General features: G+C 71.2%; 14 protein-coding genes and 1 tRNA gene. 4 read left to right on the forward strand and 11 right to left on the reverse strand.

All coding sequences use genetic code 11. From position 1 onward, the window contains the following. Positions 1–2: 2 nt before the first annotated feature. From ABWO84_RS07520 to ABWO84_RS07540, 5 genes are read right to left on the reverse strand one after another with little or no spacing between them, the layout of a single operon-like run. Positions 3–902, reverse strand: coding sequence for an NAD-dependent epimerase/dehydratase family protein (locus ABWO84_RS07520; protein WP_353113897.1), 900 nt, complete (start codon positions 900–902; stop codon positions 3–5). Then, the gene (locus tag ABWO84_RS07525) at positions 899–1,873 is read right to left on the reverse strand and encodes an amidohydrolase family protein (RefSeq protein WP_353113898.1); all 975 of its coding nucleotides are present in this window, start codon (positions 1,871–1,873) and stop codon (positions 899–901) included. The genes ABWO84_RS07520 and ABWO84_RS07525 overlap by 4 nt, the downstream gene beginning before the upstream one ends. After that, positions 1,870–3,255, reverse strand: coding sequence for an amidase (locus ABWO84_RS07530; protein WP_353113899.1), 1,386 nt, complete (start codon positions 3,253–3,255; stop codon positions 1,870–1,872). The genes ABWO84_RS07525 and ABWO84_RS07530 overlap by 4 nt, the downstream gene beginning before the upstream one ends. Beyond that, a complete protein-coding gene (locus ABWO84_RS07535) occupies positions 3,252–3,932 on the reverse strand; it encodes a TetR/AcrR family transcriptional regulator (protein ID WP_353113900.1) in 681 nt (226 codons plus the stop codon). Before ABWO84_RS07535 ends, ABWO84_RS07530 begins: the two co-directional genes overlap by 4 nt. Positions 3,933–3,960: 28 nt before the next feature. Then, complete coding sequence (locus ABWO84_RS07540; RefSeq protein ID WP_353113901.1) at positions 3,961–4,341, reverse strand: MerR family transcriptional regulator; 381 nt, start codon at positions 4,339–4,341, stop codon at positions 3,961–3,963. A gap of 79 nt (positions 4,342–4,420) precedes the next feature. On the opposite strand from ABWO84_RS07540, the gene ABWO84_RS07545 reads away from it, so the two are divergent. After that, complete coding sequence (locus ABWO84_RS07545; RefSeq protein ID WP_353113902.1) at positions 4,421–5,023, forward strand: DUF998 domain-containing protein; 603 nt, start codon at positions 4,421–4,423, stop codon at positions 5,021–5,023. A 25-nt stretch (positions 5,024–5,048) separates the two neighbouring features. Here the strand turns inward: ABWO84_RS07545 and ABWO84_RS07550 are convergent. After that, positions 5,049–5,121: transfer RNA gene (locus ABWO84_RS07550), tRNA-Lys, on the reverse strand. Between the two features lie 64 nt (positions 5,122–5,185). Between ABWO84_RS07550 and ABWO84_RS07555 the strand changes: the two genes are divergently transcribed. From ABWO84_RS07555 to ABWO84_RS07565, 3 genes are all read left to right on the forward strand, one after another. After that, positions 5,186–5,815: a DNA-directed RNA polymerase subunit beta gene (locus ABWO84_RS07555; RefSeq protein WP_353113903.1), complete on the forward strand. Its 630-nt coding sequence runs from the start codon at positions 5,186–5,188 to the stop codon at positions 5,813–5,815. Positions 5,816–5,989: 174 nt separating this feature from the next. Next, positions 5,990–6,868 carry an aminodeoxychorismate lyase gene (locus tag ABWO84_RS07560; RefSeq protein ID WP_353113904.1) on the forward strand — a complete coding sequence of 293 codons (879 nt, stop codon included), beginning with the start codon at positions 5,990–5,992 and terminating at the stop codon, positions 6,866–6,868. 57 nt (positions 6,869–6,925) lie between these two features. Further along, entirely contained in the window at positions 6,926–7,729 is an 804-nt protein-coding gene (locus tag ABWO84_RS07565) for an SCO4651 family lipoprotein (RefSeq protein WP_353113905.1), read from the forward strand. 69 nt (positions 7,730–7,798) lie between these two features. Here the strand turns inward: ABWO84_RS07565 and ABWO84_RS07570 are convergent, their stop codons facing one another. The 5 genes from ABWO84_RS07570 to pstS all read right to left on the reverse strand — a co-directional run bounded on the left by ABWO84_RS07570 (position 7,799) and on the right by pstS (position 13,184). Continuing rightward, positions 7,799–9,094 (reverse strand): MFS transporter, encoded by a 1,296-nt coding sequence (locus ABWO84_RS07570; RefSeq protein ID WP_353113906.1) that lies wholly within the window; start codon positions 9,092–9,094, stop codon positions 7,799–7,801. 78 nt (positions 9,095–9,172) lie between these two features. After that, positions 9,173–9,952, reverse strand: a complete 780-nt coding sequence (pstB, locus tag ABWO84_RS07575; protein ID WP_353113907.1) for a phosphate ABC transporter ATP-binding protein PstB — start codon at positions 9,950–9,952, stop codon at positions 9,173–9,175. 20 nt (positions 9,953–9,972) lie between these two features. Continuing rightward, on the reverse strand, positions 9,973–11,061 hold the full coding sequence (gene pstA / locus ABWO84_RS07580; protein ID WP_353113908.1) for a phosphate ABC transporter permease PstA: 1,089 nt from the start codon (positions 11,059–11,061) through the stop codon (positions 9,973–9,975). 1 nt (position 11,062) lies between these two features. Further along, complete coding sequence (pstC, locus tag ABWO84_RS07585) at positions 11,063–11,998, reverse strand: phosphate ABC transporter permease subunit PstC (protein ID WP_353113909.1); 936 nt, start codon at positions 11,996–11,998, stop codon at positions 11,063–11,065. 85 nt (positions 11,999–12,083) lie between these two features. After that, positions 12,084–13,184: a phosphate ABC transporter substrate-binding protein PstS gene (pstS, locus tag ABWO84_RS07590; protein ID WP_353113910.1), complete on the reverse strand. Its 1,101-nt coding sequence runs from the start codon at positions 13,182–13,184 to the stop codon at positions 12,084–12,086. Positions 13,185–13,307: the final 123 nt, after the last annotated feature.

Raw genomic sequence — 13,307 nt, forward strand, 5'->3', positions numbered from 1 at the left:
GATCAGGAGGCGGCGGCGGCCTGGGTGCTGCGCCGGATGCCGGTCGCGTACGGCGTCGGCGTCGGACCGAACCGCCTCTCGAACCGTCCGGAGTCGAAGAGGTAGGGCGCCTCGTACTGGTACGCCATCTCCAGGGTCTCCCGCGCCTCGACGCTGGCGACCGCGGCGAGGCGCAGCAGGCCGCGTCCGATCACCCGCGTCCGTCCCGGAGCGCCGCCCGCGGCCTCGACGTACTCCGCACCCGTGAGGGCGGGTGCGGTGGGCAGGTGCCAGACGCCGTGCTCGGACGACTCCCCGAGCACGGCCAGTGCCTCGCCGATGTCCGGCGTGTACGTCATCGAGTGCGAGAGCGACGCGTCGAACAGCCAGGCGCCGCGCCGGCCATGCCGCAGCGGATCGACCGCGAACCGGTTGAAGACGCTGGTCCGCGCCCCGGGCCCGTAGAAGTCGGCGGCGACCGCGACGGCGACACCGGGGAGACCGCTCAGCAGCTCGCGTGCCCGAGCCCGGACGGCGCCCTTCCTGCTCACCGGCCGCAGCGGGGCGTCCTCGGTCATCGGACCCGTCACGCGACCGTAGGCGTACACGTTGTCGAAGGCGACGAGCCGCGCGTCGGCGGCGTCGGCGGCCGCCACCGCATTGCGCACGATCACCGGCCAGTCCCGTTCCCAGACGGCGCTCGAGTAGGGGAGGCCGGCGACGAGGTGCACCACGTCGGCGCCGCGGACCGCGCGTCGGGTCGCCTCGGGATCGAGCAGGTCCGCCCGCCGCGACTCGACGTCGGCGTCGGAAGCACCCGCGGACCGTCCGACCGAGATCACCCGGGCGTGCCTGCGCCGGAGCGCGGCGACGGTCTCGCGGCCGATCACCCCTCCTGCGCCGAGCACCGCGTGCACGGTCATGCGCCCGCTCCGTCCCGTGTCTGTCGCAGACCGGGGAACAGCACCTCGGCGTTCCCCGTCCGTGCGAGGGAGGCGTGCTCGGCGGAGAGCACGGTGCCGAGCAGCGCCGCGTCCTCGGCGAGCTCGCCCGCGGCCTGGAACGGGAAGTCGGTGCCGAGCACCAGGCGGTCGCCGCCGAGCACCTCGGAGGCGGCACGGAGCGCCGCCGGATTGACGTGCGTGACGGTGTCGAACCAGGCGCGGCGCGCGGCGGTCGTCGGCGGCTCGGGAGCGTCGGGCGCCTCCCACGGCTGCTGCGCCTGCATCCGCGGGAGGAGCATCGGCAGCGCCCCGCCGAGATGCGTGCCGATCACGCGGATCCCCGGGAAGCGGGACAAGTGCCCGGCGAGCAGCAGGTCCGCCATCGCGATCGTGTCCTCGATCGGTGCGCCGACCGCCCAGCGCATCGGCCGGTCGGCGAGCAGCGCGCTGCGGGCGTCTCCGCCCACGGGGTGCAGCAGGACCGTCGCCGAGCGGGCGTCGAGCGCGGCGAACAGCGGATCGAAGCGGACGTCCGTGAGCGGGGTCCCGAGGATGTCCGTGGTGAGGGCGACGCCGACGAAGGCGTCGTCGTCCAGCCGTTCGAGCGCCCTCGTCGCCGCCTCCAGATGCGGGAGCGGCAGAGCGAGGAACGCACGGAACCGACCGGGGAAGCGCGAGACGATCGCGGCGTACTCGTCGTTCACATGCCGGGCCGCCGCGATCGCCGCCTCCGGATCGTCGAGATGCGGGACGAGAGGGGTGGCCGAGAGGATCTGCAGGTCGATCCCGCCGTCGTCCATCAGCGCGAAGCGACGCTCGAGGTCGGCGTCTCCGGCGCCGGCTCCGAGGTGGCGGTACATCTCGAGACCGGCGACGCCCGATCCGGCGAGCAGGTCGATGTACTCCGGCGTCCACAGGTGCGCGTGCACGTCGACGACCGGGGCGCTCATCGCGCGGCCCCCGCCCAGACCTCGGGGCGCCGGGAGCGCCAGGGCAGCCGCGCCTCGACCTCCGCGGCGAGGGAGAGCAGCGTCGCATCCGTGCCGTGCCGCGACCAGAGCTGCACGCCGACGGGCACGCCGGCCTCGTCGTCGAACCCGCCCGGGACGCTCACGGCCGGGGTCCCCGTCACGTTCGCCGGCGACGCGAGAGGGGCGGACTCGAGCGACCTCATCAGCCAGGCCTCACCGTCGTCCTCCTTCGCCCCGGTGCCGAACTCGCCGATCCGGGGCGCGGGGGCGAGCGTGGTCGGGGAGAGCACGACGTCGACCTCGTCGAAGAGCCGCGCGACGCCCCGGTCGGTCAGGGCGAGCACCTCCCGGCTGTCGGCGAGCTCTGCGGGGGAGAGGGCGCGGCCGTACTCCCGCAGCGCCCGCGTCTGCGGTTCGAGCAGGGCGTCGGGATCCCGGCCGAGCAGGCCGGCGAGCGCGTCGATCCATTCCGCGGTGGTGGCCGCCCAGATCGCGCTCGTCGCGTGCGCGAACCGTCGCCACTCCACCCCGAGGTCGAGACCGCCCGCGACGACGGTGTGCCCCGCGTCCCGCAGCGCGGCGGACACCGCCCCCGCAGCGCGGAGGGTCGACGCCGCGGCGGGGCGCGAGCCCAGCGCACCGTCGGTCAGCAGGATCCGGAGATGTCGTCGCTCGGCATCCGGCATCGCGTCCGACACCTCGGCGAAGAGGGTCTGCGCATCGCGCACGGATCTCGTGACGACGAAGGGCACAGCGAGGCCGTCGACCGGGGCCGGGTCGGGCGCCCACGAGACCGCGTCGCGGCTGGGCTTGAGCCCGACGAGCCCGGTGTGGGCGGCCGGCACCCGGATCGATCCCGCGGCATCGGTCGCGTGCGCGATCGGGACGATGCCCGCGGCGACGGCAGCCGCACTCCCTCCGCTGGATCCACCGGCCGAGCGGTCGGGGGCGAACGGGTTGCGGGTCGCACCCGCCACCGCGGACTCCGTGACCACGGCGGCGGCGAACTCGGGGATGGTCGTGCGGCCCAGGGGGACGAGCCCGGCCCGGCGGAAGCGGTCGACGAGGGCGGCGCGATACCCGGGCTCCCAGCCCTCCGTGAGCCGGGACCCCAGTTCCATGCGGCGGCCCGGTACCGGTGCTCCCATGTCCTTCAGCAGCATCGGCACGCCCGCGAACGGACCGTCGCCGAGTGCGGGCTCGGGATCGGTCCAGGTCTCGACCACGGCTCCGATCCGCCCGTCCACCGCGGCGGCGGCGTCTCGGGCGAGGCTCTGCAGCTCCTCGGGTGTCGTCTCGCGGCGGCGGACGGCCGCCGTCGCCGCCGTCGCGTCCAGCTCCGCGTACTCGTCGAGTCTCATCGGTCTTCCTTTCCATAGGAGCTCCAGAACACCGCGACCGCTCCCTCGGCGATCTCGGGCAGCTCGGCGGCGTCGAAGTCCGCCGGCCGGAAGGTCGCGACCAGCTGCGGAGCGCCGACCGCCATCGCGATCAGCTGCCGCAGGGGGAGGTCTCCGCGCGGGAGGTCGAGCAGCCCCGCGCGGGACATCGCGGTCAGCGCCTCCGCGAGGGGGCGGTCGCCGTAGGTCGCGTTGGTGAGCGCCCAGAGCGATGCGAGGCGCGGAAACCTCTCCGCCTCGCCGATGACCGTGCGCCGCAGTGCGATGGTCTCGGGCGAGAGGAGCCGCCGGGCCCAGTCGAGGAGGAAGGCGCGCACGGCTTCGCGGGCGGTCCGCGCTGACGACCATTCGCCGACGGGGGAGAGCCCCGTGTATGCCGAGATGAGGGCGTCGCCGATCGCATCGAGGAACAGACGCTCCTTGGTGTCGAAATACGAGTAGATCGTCGGTTTGGAGACGCCCGATCCGCGAGCGATCTCGTCGACGGATCCGCCGAGGTAGCCGTGCAGTCGGAACTCCGCGACCGCGGCGTCGCGGACCGCGAGGAGGCGGTCGCGGGACCGGGGCGAGGCGAGGGGGATGTCGGGGAAGCCGCATTCGAGGCGGAGTCGCTGCGCGGTGTCGGTGACGGTGCTCATAGCGAACTTAACTCATGAGTTAAGTTCGCTATTCCCGATCCGCCGGATCCGTTTCTCCCCGGTGCGGGGCCGCGAGGGCGGCGAGGGCTTCGCGCACCGTCTCACGACCGCGGACGAGCGCCGCGATCCTTTCGTCGATCACCTGCAGCTGCTCTTCGAGGAGCGCGGTCCGCCGGTCGTCGGCCATGGTCTCCCAGTCCTGCATACGGCCGCGCATCTGGGCGAGCGAGAAGCCGGCGGCGCGTCCGGCGAGGATCAGCTCCACGCGGCGCAGGGCTCCCGGGGTGTAGTCGCGATAGCCGTTCGCATCCCGGCGCACCTGTCCGGGGCTGAACATGTCGCGCTGCTCGTAGTAGCGGATCGCCGACGGCGCCAGACCCGTCAGCCGCGCCAGTTCCCTGATCCTCATGCGTCCTCCTTGACCTTCAAGCTACTTGAAGGTTTAGCGTTCCTGGAGTACCGCTCCACAAACTCGAAGAAGGCGTCCCATGGCTCTTCCCCTCCTCGTCCTCGCCGCCGCGCTGTTCGCGCTCCGGCTCGTGCTCTTCCTCGCGCTGCATCTGATGCCCGGCGGCATCCACCCGGTGCGCGACACCGTGAGCGACTACGCGGCGTCGGACTCGCGGCGCACGAGGACTCTGGCCGCCACGGCGTCCTGGGCCGCGGCCGCGGCCTGGCTGGTGCTCGGCGCCGGCGTGCTGCTCGACACGGGGCTCGGCGACGGGCGGGTGGCGGTCGGCATCTGGCTGCTCGTGCTCGGCGTGGTGCTCGCAGCCATGCCGTTCGTCCCGACCGATCGCACGGGGACGCCGGCGACCCTCCGCGGGCGGGTCCATCTGCTCTTCGCGATCGCCTGGTTCGCGATCGCCTACGGCACGATCGGCCCCCTCGGTCGTCTGCTCGACGGTCCGGCGGCATCTGTCCTCGGCGTGCTCGACGTGGTCGCCGCGGTCGCGCTGGGTGCCCTCGTGATCTCGCTCGTGCTCCCGCGGCTGCGCACCCGGACGTTCGGAGTGAGCGAGCGCGCGTTCATCCTGGTGGTCACGGTCGCCCCGCTGATCGCCGGCGTCGCGCTCGCCGTGGGGCGCTGAGAAAGGATCCCCGGGCAGGGAGAGGTGGGCCCGGAGGGGCTCGAACCCTCGACCCGCGGATTAAAAGTCCGATGCTCTGCCAACTGAGCTACAGGCCCGTCCCCTCCAGTCTAGGGCGCGCGCATGGGTGTGCCGTCCGGGCATCGCGCGTAGCCTGGGTCGGTGCCGAAGCCCTTCCACCGCCCCGTCCGCCGTCCCTCCGCGTCATTCGACAACATCGTCGGCGCCGGGGACCCGGCCGATGACCTGCGGGTGGCCCATACGACGGCGTCTGCGCTTCTGGAGCGGGCGCGCACGGATGCCACGGGCGAGACCGCGCAGCGACTGATCGATTTCACCGCCGAGCACGGCATCGACGAGATCGCGGAGGTGTGGGCCAAGGCGCCGGCCCGTTCGCTGCCCGGGGCGCTCTGGCGGCTGTACCTGCTGCAGGCGTCCATCCAGGGGGATCCGGCGCTCACGGCGCTGCTCTACGAGCGCGGGCGGGTCGAGCTGCGCACGGCCGACGCCGTGATCGCGGGGGCGCCGACGCCGGCGAGCCCGGAGGAGCTCGGCGCGCTGATCGACACGATCCTGCACGGCGTCTTCCGCGGCGACTTCGCGGTCGCGCTCGATCGGGCCGCGGCGTTCTGCCGGGTCGTCGCCGCCGGGGCCACGCACGCGGCGGACGACGACGAAGGAACGGAGCCGCAACGCGCGACGGCGCTCACGCAGCGCGCGTACCGGCTGACCACGTCGGCCGAGGACCTCACCGCGTGCGCCGCGGCGTGGCGGCGCGGCGTGCTGATCTGACGGCCAGAGGCCCCGACCGCTTATCGCGGGCAGAGAAAGACCGGGCCGCAAGAACGCCTCTCGGCGGAAGGCCGCTCGCAGCGGCAGAAGTTGGAGCCCGGGGTTATGCGGCCCGGCCGATCAAGTGTAACGCGCCGCGCCCGCGGGTATTCCCGATCGCCGTAGGCTTCATCCATGGCCACCCGCTTCGCGCTGATGATCGTCCCCGCCGACGCCGATGAGGAGCGCGCCGACTTCGCCGACTCGTTCACCGCCGTCGACGCCTCGGCACCTGCTCTCAGCGTGGGGGAGCTCAGCACGCAGCGGGGCGACGGGGTGTTCGAGTCGATCGGCGTGATCGACGGCCACCCGCAGGAGATCGAGCCCCACGTGCAGCGCCTGGCGCACTCCGCCGCACTGTGCGACCTCCCCGCCCCGAACCTCGAGCAGTGGCGCCAGGCGGTCGCGGTCGCCGCCGCGGAGTGCCCTCCGGGGGAGGCGGTCGTCAAGCTCATCCTCAGCAGGGGCGTCGAGCACGGCCCGACGCCCACCGCCTGGGCGACGGCGTCGAAGGCCGCGGACTTCTCCGCGGCGCGCACCCGGGGCATCCGCGTCGTCACTCTCGACCGCGGCTACGACGTCGGCGCGGCGGAGCGCGCCCCCTGGCTCCTGCTCGGAGCCAAGACCCTCTCCTACGCCGTGAACATGGCGGCGTTGCGGGAAGCCCACCGTCGCGGCGCCGACGACGCGGTGTTCCTCACCTCGGACGGGTACGTGCTCGAGGCGCCGACGGCGTCGCTGATCCTCCGTTTCGGCGATCGTTTCGTCACGCCGGCGCCCTCCGGCGGCATCCTGCACGGCACCACGCAGCTGAGCGTGTATGAACACCTCGCCGGGCTCGGCCACGACGCCGGATACGCGCAGATCCCGGCAACCGACCTCTCCCGGGCCGATGCCGCCTGGCTGGTCTCCAGCGTGCGCCTGGCCGCTCCGATCACCGCGATCGACGGGGCGTCCCTGGCGATCGACCCGCTCACGGCCGAACTGAACGCGTTCCTGCTCTCCCCGCGCTGAGAGGCCGGGGCGTCAGGCTGGTCGTGAGCATTCCTGTGCGCCCCTTAGGCTCTTTCCATGAGCACAATCTGGAAACGCGCCATCGCGGCCACGACCATCGCTCTCGTTGCGGGCTTCGGCATCACCGCCTGCAGCACGGGGGACAACACCAAGCCCGAGTCCTCGAAGGGCTCGGCAAGCCAGCAGCCGGAGGGGAAGAAGGACGACGGCGGCGGCGCGCTGACCGCCGACAACTTCGTGCAGCGCATCACCGACGCGCAGCAGAAGGCGGGCACCGCCGAGATCTCGCAGAGCATGACCGTTCAGGGTCAGACCGTCGCCACGACCGGTCAGATGAAGATCGACAAGGACCCGAAGAAGATCGCCATGTCGATGACGTCCAAGATGCCGGACGGCAACCAGATGGAGATCCGCATCGTCGACGGGGTCACCTACATGAACCTCGGCGCGATGACCGACAACAAGTTCGCCAAGCTCGACGGCGCAGGCAGCCAGCTGGAGAAGCAGCTCGGCACGAGCCAGGCGGACGTGACCGCTCAGCTCGGCGCCTTCAAGACCGCGCTCGTCGACTTCAAGCAGGACGGCTCGGAGAAGCTCGACGGCGTGGACGCCGCCCGCTACGTGCTGACGCTCGACACGGCGAAGCTGTTCAAGGCGATGGGCAACGAGGTCCCTGCCGAGTCCAAGCTCGGCAAGACGATCAACTATGAGATGTTCATCGGCCCCGACGACCTGGTGCGCCGCTACAAGATGGACGTCGCCGGTACGCCCGTCCAGGTCGACTACAGCAAGTGGGGCGAGCCGCTCGACATCGTCGCGCCGACCGCCGACCAGCTCACCGACAAGAAGCTTCCGTTCTGATCGGCATCCGCCGAGAAGGAGAAAGGCCGTGTCCCTCGGGGCGCGGCCTTTCTCCTTCCCCGGAGGCGGTCATTCCGGGACGGTGGCGTCCTCGTGCCGCGCGTTCCTCAGCGGCGAGAGGAGCACGACCATCGTCGCGACGACGAACACCGCGGCGCCGATCCCGATGGTCGGGCGGTACCCCAGCAGCGTCATGAGCGCGCCGGTGAGCAGGGCGCCGAAGAAGAACACCACCCGGTTCACCGTGCGGATCGTGGAGTTCATCCGCCCCTGGATGCCATCGGGCGCGGTCGCCTGGCGGTAGGCGATGTCGTTCGCGTCCTCGATGCCCATCGCCAGGCAGTACACGAACTGTGCGGCGGACACCACGGCGAGCACGACGCCGACGCCGACGCCCGCGGTGAGCGGTACCGCCGCGAGCGCGGCCCAGGGGAGCACGACGAGAGCGCGGCCGAGGAGGATCGCGCGCCCGGCGCCGAGCCTCATGCCGATGCGGGGTGCGATGACGGCGCCGAGGAACCCTCCGACGCCGCCGAACGCCAGCGCGATGCCGAACGCCCAGGGAGGCAGCCCCAGCTCGCGGAGGACGAAGACGGCGAACGCGGTCGTGACGATGCTGTTGGCGAGGAACCAGGTGTGCACGGAGAGGGCCAGCGGGCGGAGGGTGCGGTGCCGGTAGGTGTAGCGCATGCCCTCGGCGATGTCGCGCCACACATGGCTCCCCGGCTCACGGGGCCGGGCGCGGGGCTCCTCGACGGGGATGCGTGCCTGGAGGATCGCGGCGATCGCGTTGATGACCGCGTCGAAGGCGAACAGGATCGGCGGCCCGAGCAGGTTCAGCAGGGCGCCGCCGAGCGCGGGCCCTGCGGTCTCGGCCACCGTCTGGCTCTGGCCGAGCCGCGCATTGGCGAGCACGAGCGAGCTCCGCGGGACGATGCGCGGGAGGAAGGGCTGGGCGGCGGAGTCGGCGAAGAGCGTCAGCACCCCGAGCAGCAGGACGATCGTCGTCAGCGACCAGAACGTGAGCGTGCCGGTGAGCATGAGCACCGGGATGGCGGCCAGGGCGGCGGCGCGCCCGATGCTGGTGATCACGAGCGTGCGCTGGCGGCGCCACCTGTCCATCAGTGCGCCGATGATCAGTCCGAAGAAGAGGTAGGGGACCACGCCCGTCGCGTTGAGGACGCTGATCTCGAACGGGCTCGCGTCGAGGATCGTGACGACCAGGACCTGGAGGGCCATCCCCGCGATCGCGCCTCCGAAGGCCCGGATCGTGCTGGCGCTCCAGAAGAGCGCGAAGGCACGGGAACGGAGCGGCTCGGGCGGGCGCTCCGAGGGCTGCCCGTCCCTGTCCGCCCCGTCGCGCATGCCCTCAGCGTATCGGTGCCGAGACGCAGGATGCCGCGGCCCGAGGGGCCGCGGCATCCTGGACGGACGGGCGATGGATCACCCGAAGCGGCCCGAGACGTAGTCCTCGGTGGCCTGCACCGACGGCGTGGTGAAGATCGTCGTGGTGTCGTCGTATTCGATGAGCTTGCCGGGCTTGCCGGTGCCCGCGATGTTGAAGAACGCGGTCTTGTCGCTCACACGCGAGGCCTGCTGCATGTTGTGCGTGACGATCACGATCGTGTACTCGTTCTTGAGCTCGCCGATCAGCTCCTCGATCGCGTAGGTCGAGATCGGGTCGAGGGCGGAGCAGGGCTCGTCCATCAGCAGCACCTCGGGTGCGACCGCGATCGCGCGGGCGATGCAGAGACGCTGCTGCTGGCCGCCGGAGAGCCCGGAGCCGGGCTTGTCGAGGCGGTCCTTGACCTCGTTCCAGAGGTTGGCGCCCATCAGCGAGCGCTCGACCAGCACGTCCTCGTCGGAGCGCGACATGCGCTTGTTGTTCAGCTTGACGCCGGCCAGCACATTCTCGCGGATCGACATCGTGGGGAACGGGTTGGGGCGCTGGAACACCATGCCCACCTGGCGGCGCACGAGCACCGGGTCGACGCCCGTGCCGTAGAGGTCCTTGCCGTCGAGCAGCACCTCGCCCTCCACGCGGGCGCCGGGGATGACCTCGTGCATGCGGTTGAGGGTGCGGAGGAACGTGGACTTGCCGCAGCCCGAGGGGCCGATGAACGCGGTGACGCTGCGCGGCTGGATGTCGAGGGACACGCCCTCGACGGCGAGGAAGTCGCCGTAGTAGACGTTGAGGTCGTTGACTTCGATGCTCTTGGACACGATATTCCTTCGGGTGGTGCTCAGCGGCCCTTGGCCGGAGCGAAGAACTTGGCGACGAGTCGGGCGATGAGGTTCAGCGCCATGACGATGAGGATGAGGACGAGCGCGGCCGCCCAGGCGCGGTTGACGTACGCCTCGGGCGGGATGCCCTGGTTCATGTACTGCGTGTAGACGAAGACCGGCAGCGTCATCATGCGCCCGTCGAAGAGGTTGTAGTTCATCGAGGCGGTGAAGCCCGCGGTGATCAGCAGCGGCGCGGTCTCGCCGATGACGCGGGCGATCGCGAGCATCACGCCGGTGACGATGCCGGCGATCGACGTGGGCAGCACCACCTTGAGGATGGTCAGCCACTTCGGGACGCCCAGCGCGAAGGACGCCTCGCGCAGCTCGTTGGGGACCAACCGCAGCATCTCCTCGCTGGAGCGGACGACGACGGGGATCATCAGCACCGCGAGCGACAGCGCGCCCATCACGCCGAGGCGGATGCCCGGGCCTACGAGCAGCGCGAACAGGGCGTAGATGAAGAGGCCGGCGACGATCGACGGGATGCCGGTCATGACGTCCACCAGGAAGGTGATGCCGCGCGCGAGGCGTCCGCGTCCGTACTCGACGAGATAGATCGCGGTGAGCAGGCCGATCGGGATCGAGACGACCGCCGCCGCGAGGGTGATGATCACCGTGCCCATGATCGCGTGCAGGGCGCCGCCGCCCTCGCCGACGACGTTGCGCATCGAGCTGGAGAAGAACTCCGCGGTGAGCCCGGCGACGCCGTTCTGCACCACGGTGATCGCCACCGATACGAGCGGGACCATCGCGAGGGCGAAGGCGCCGGTGACCAGTCCCGTGACGACGCGGTCGGTCGCCTTGCGGCGGCCCTCGACGACGGTGGAGACGACGCCGATCAGCACGAGGTAGAGCAGGGCGCCGACGATGATCATGCCGACGACGTTGAAGCCCGCGCCGCCGACCGCGATCACGCCGAAGACGGCGGCCGAGATGACGAAGGAGATGCCGAGGATCGCCCAGGGCGACCAGGAGGGCAGGTGGCCGTTGGTGATCCGCATGGAACGCGGCGTCTGCACGGCCGGGGGAGTAGCGGTGATGGTCATGTCAGTTCGCTCCCGAGAATTCCTTGCGGCGGTTCACGATCCACCGCGCGACCGCGTTGACCAGGAACGTGACGACGAAGAGGATGAGGCCCGTGGCGATCAGGACGTTGACGTTGACGCCGTACGCCTCGGGGAAGGTCTGCGCGATGTTCGCGGGGATGGTGTTCGGGTTCTGCGCGGTGAGCAGGCGCCAAGTGATGCCGCCCGAGGCGGAGAGCACCATGGCGACCGCCATCGTCTCGCCGAGAGCACGGCCGAGACCGAGCATCGCGGCCGAGACGATGCCGCCGCGCGCGAAGGGCAGCACGGCCATCCGGATCATCTCCCAGCGGGTCGCGCCGAGGGCCAGGGCGGCCTCCTCGTGCAGCGGCGGGGTCTGGAGGAAGATCTCGCGGCAGATCGCGGTCATGATCGGGAGCACCATCACGGCGAGCACGATCGCGGCGGTGAGGATGTTGCGGCCGGAGGGGTTGCCGTCAAAGAGCGGGATCCAGCCGAGGTTCTGCGTCAGCCAGGTGTACACCGGGAGGGCGGCCGGCGCGAGCACCGCGATGCCCCAGATGCCGAAGACGACCGAGGGGACGGCGGCGAGCAGGTCGACGATGTAGCCGAGGCCCTGCGAGAGCCGGCGCGGTGCGTAGTGCGAGATGAACAGCGCGACCGCGATGGAGAGCGGCACCGCGATGAGCAGCGCCAGCGCAGCGGCCCAGATGGTGCCGAACGCGAGGGGGCCGACGTAGCCCCAGAAGTTGTCCTTGAGGATCGACGCGTCCTCTTTGGTGGCGACGAGGCCGGGGATCGACTGGACGACGAGGAAGACGGCGACGGCAGCGAGGGTGACCAGGATCATCGAACCGGCGAACAGCGCCGATCCGGAGAACCATCGATCGCCCGGGCGCTGCTTCGCCGTCGGAGTCGCAGTGGCCGTGGTGGTCATCGGGATGATTCCTCAGTTCTCCTGGATGGGATGTCGAGCCAGCGGCGGTCCGGGGAGCGTCTGCTCCCCGGACCGCCGCGGTGGATCACTTGATCAGGTCGACCGCGGCCTGGGCCTTGGTGCGCAGGTCGTCCGAGATCGGGGCGCTGCCCGCGGCCTCGGCGGCGGCCTTCTGGCCGTCGGCGCTGATCGCGACGTTGAAGAAGCCCTTGACCAGTGCGGCCTGCTTCGCGTCGGCGTACTGCTCGCAGCCGATCAGGTAGCTGACGAGGACGATCGGGTAGACGCCTTCCTTGTCGCTGGTGCGGTCGAGCTTGACGGCCAGGTCGCCCTTGCCCTTGCGCTCCTCGAGCGGCGAGTGGTCGACGATCGCGGCCGCGGCCTCCGGCGAGTAGCCGACGAACTTGTCGCCGACCTTCACCGAGACGGTGCCGAGCTTGCCGGCGCGCGAGGCGTCGGCGTAGCCGATGGTGCCCTTGCCGCCCTCGACGGCCTGGACGACGCCCGAGGTGCCCTGAGCGGCCTCGCCGGACTTGATCGGCCACTCCTCGACCGAGCCGTGGGTCCAGACGTCGGCCGCGGCGGCGCCGAGGTAGTCGGTGAAGTTGCCGGTGGTGCCCGACTTGTCGGCGCGGTGCACCGGGTTGATCGCCAGGTCGGGGAGCGTGACGCCCGAGTTGGTGGCGGCGATCTTCGGGTCGTTCCACTTGGTGATGGTGCCCGCGAAGATGCCGGCGAGGGTCTGCGGGTCCAGCTCGAGCTTGTCGACGCCGTCGAGGTTGAAGATGACGGCGATCGGCGAGATGTAGGCCGGGACCTCGACGATGCCGGAGTCGGCGGCGCAGCCCTTGAAGGTCATGGACGTGAGCTCGTCGGTCTTGAACGCGCGGTCCGAGCCGGCGAAGGTGTAGGCGCCGGCGGCGAAGGACTCGCGTCCGGTGCCGGAGCCCTGCGGGTCGTAGTCGACGGTGACGTCGGGGTTCGCGGTCTGGAACTGCTTGGTCCAGGCGGAGATGGCGACTTCCTGCGAGGTGGCGCCGCCGCCGACGAGGTTGCCGCTGAGGCTGGAGGCGGTGGGCTTGTCGGAGCCGCCAGGCGCGGGGGTCTCGTTCGCGGCACAGCCGGCGAGGGCGAGAGCGGCGACAGCGCCGACGGCGCTGATGCGGGCGATGCGGGAGATCTTCACTGTGGATCCGTTCGATCGTGGGTGGGTTTCGGGCCCGGTGCAGGGCACACAGTGACGTTATGAGCGACGGTTAACGAGACTCTCCCGGGCGGGTGAACGGAAGGTGAACGGCACGCGGCGCGA

This window comes from Microbacterium sp., assembly GCF_040394595.1.
Classification (GTDB): Bacteria; Actinomycetota; Actinomycetes; order Actinomycetales; family Microbacteriaceae; genus Microbacterium.

Bases quoted from the DNA above. Each gene is read 5' to 3' on its own strand.
- pstC (WP_353113909.1), bottom strand. From the start codon at position 11,998: ATGACCACCACGGCCACTGCGACTCCGACGGCGAAGCAGCGCCCGGGC.
- ABWO84_RS07560 (WP_353113904.1), top strand. From the start codon at position 5,990: ATGGCCACCCGCTTCGCGCTGATGATCGTCCCCGCCGACGCCGATGAG.
- ABWO84_RS07545 (WP_353113902.1), top strand. From the start codon at position 4,421: ATGGCTCTTCCCCTCCTCGTCCTCGCCGCCGCGCTGTTCGCGCTCCGG.
- ABWO84_RS07520 (WP_353113897.1), bottom strand. From the start codon at position 902: ATGACCGTGCACGCGGTGCTCGGCGCAGGAGGGGTGATCGGCCGCGAG.
- ABWO84_RS07540 (WP_353113901.1), bottom strand. From the start codon at position 4,341: ATGAGGATCAGGGAACTGGCGCGGCTGACGGGTCTGGCGCCGTCGGCG.
- ABWO84_RS07570 (WP_353113906.1), bottom strand. From the start codon at position 9,094: ATGCGCGACGGGGCGGACAGGGACGGGCAGCCCTCGGAGCGCCCGCCC.
- ABWO84_RS07530 (WP_353113899.1), bottom strand. From the start codon at position 3,255: ATGAGACTCGACGAGTACGCGGAGCTGGACGCGACGGCGGCGACGGCG.
- pstA (WP_353113908.1), bottom strand. From the start codon at position 11,061: ATGACCATCACCGCTACTCCCCCGGCCGTGCAGACGCCGCGTTCCATG.
- ABWO84_RS07565 (WP_353113905.1), top strand. From the start codon at position 6,926: ATGAGCACAATCTGGAAACGCGCCATCGCGGCCACGACCATCGCTCTC.
- ABWO84_RS07535 (WP_353113900.1), bottom strand. From the start codon at position 3,932: ATGAGCACCGTCACCGACACCGCGCAGCGACTCCGCCTCGAATGCGGC.
- ABWO84_RS07525 (WP_353113898.1), bottom strand. From the start codon at position 1,873: ATGAGCGCCCCGGTCGTCGACGTGCACGCGCACCTGTGGACGCCGGAG.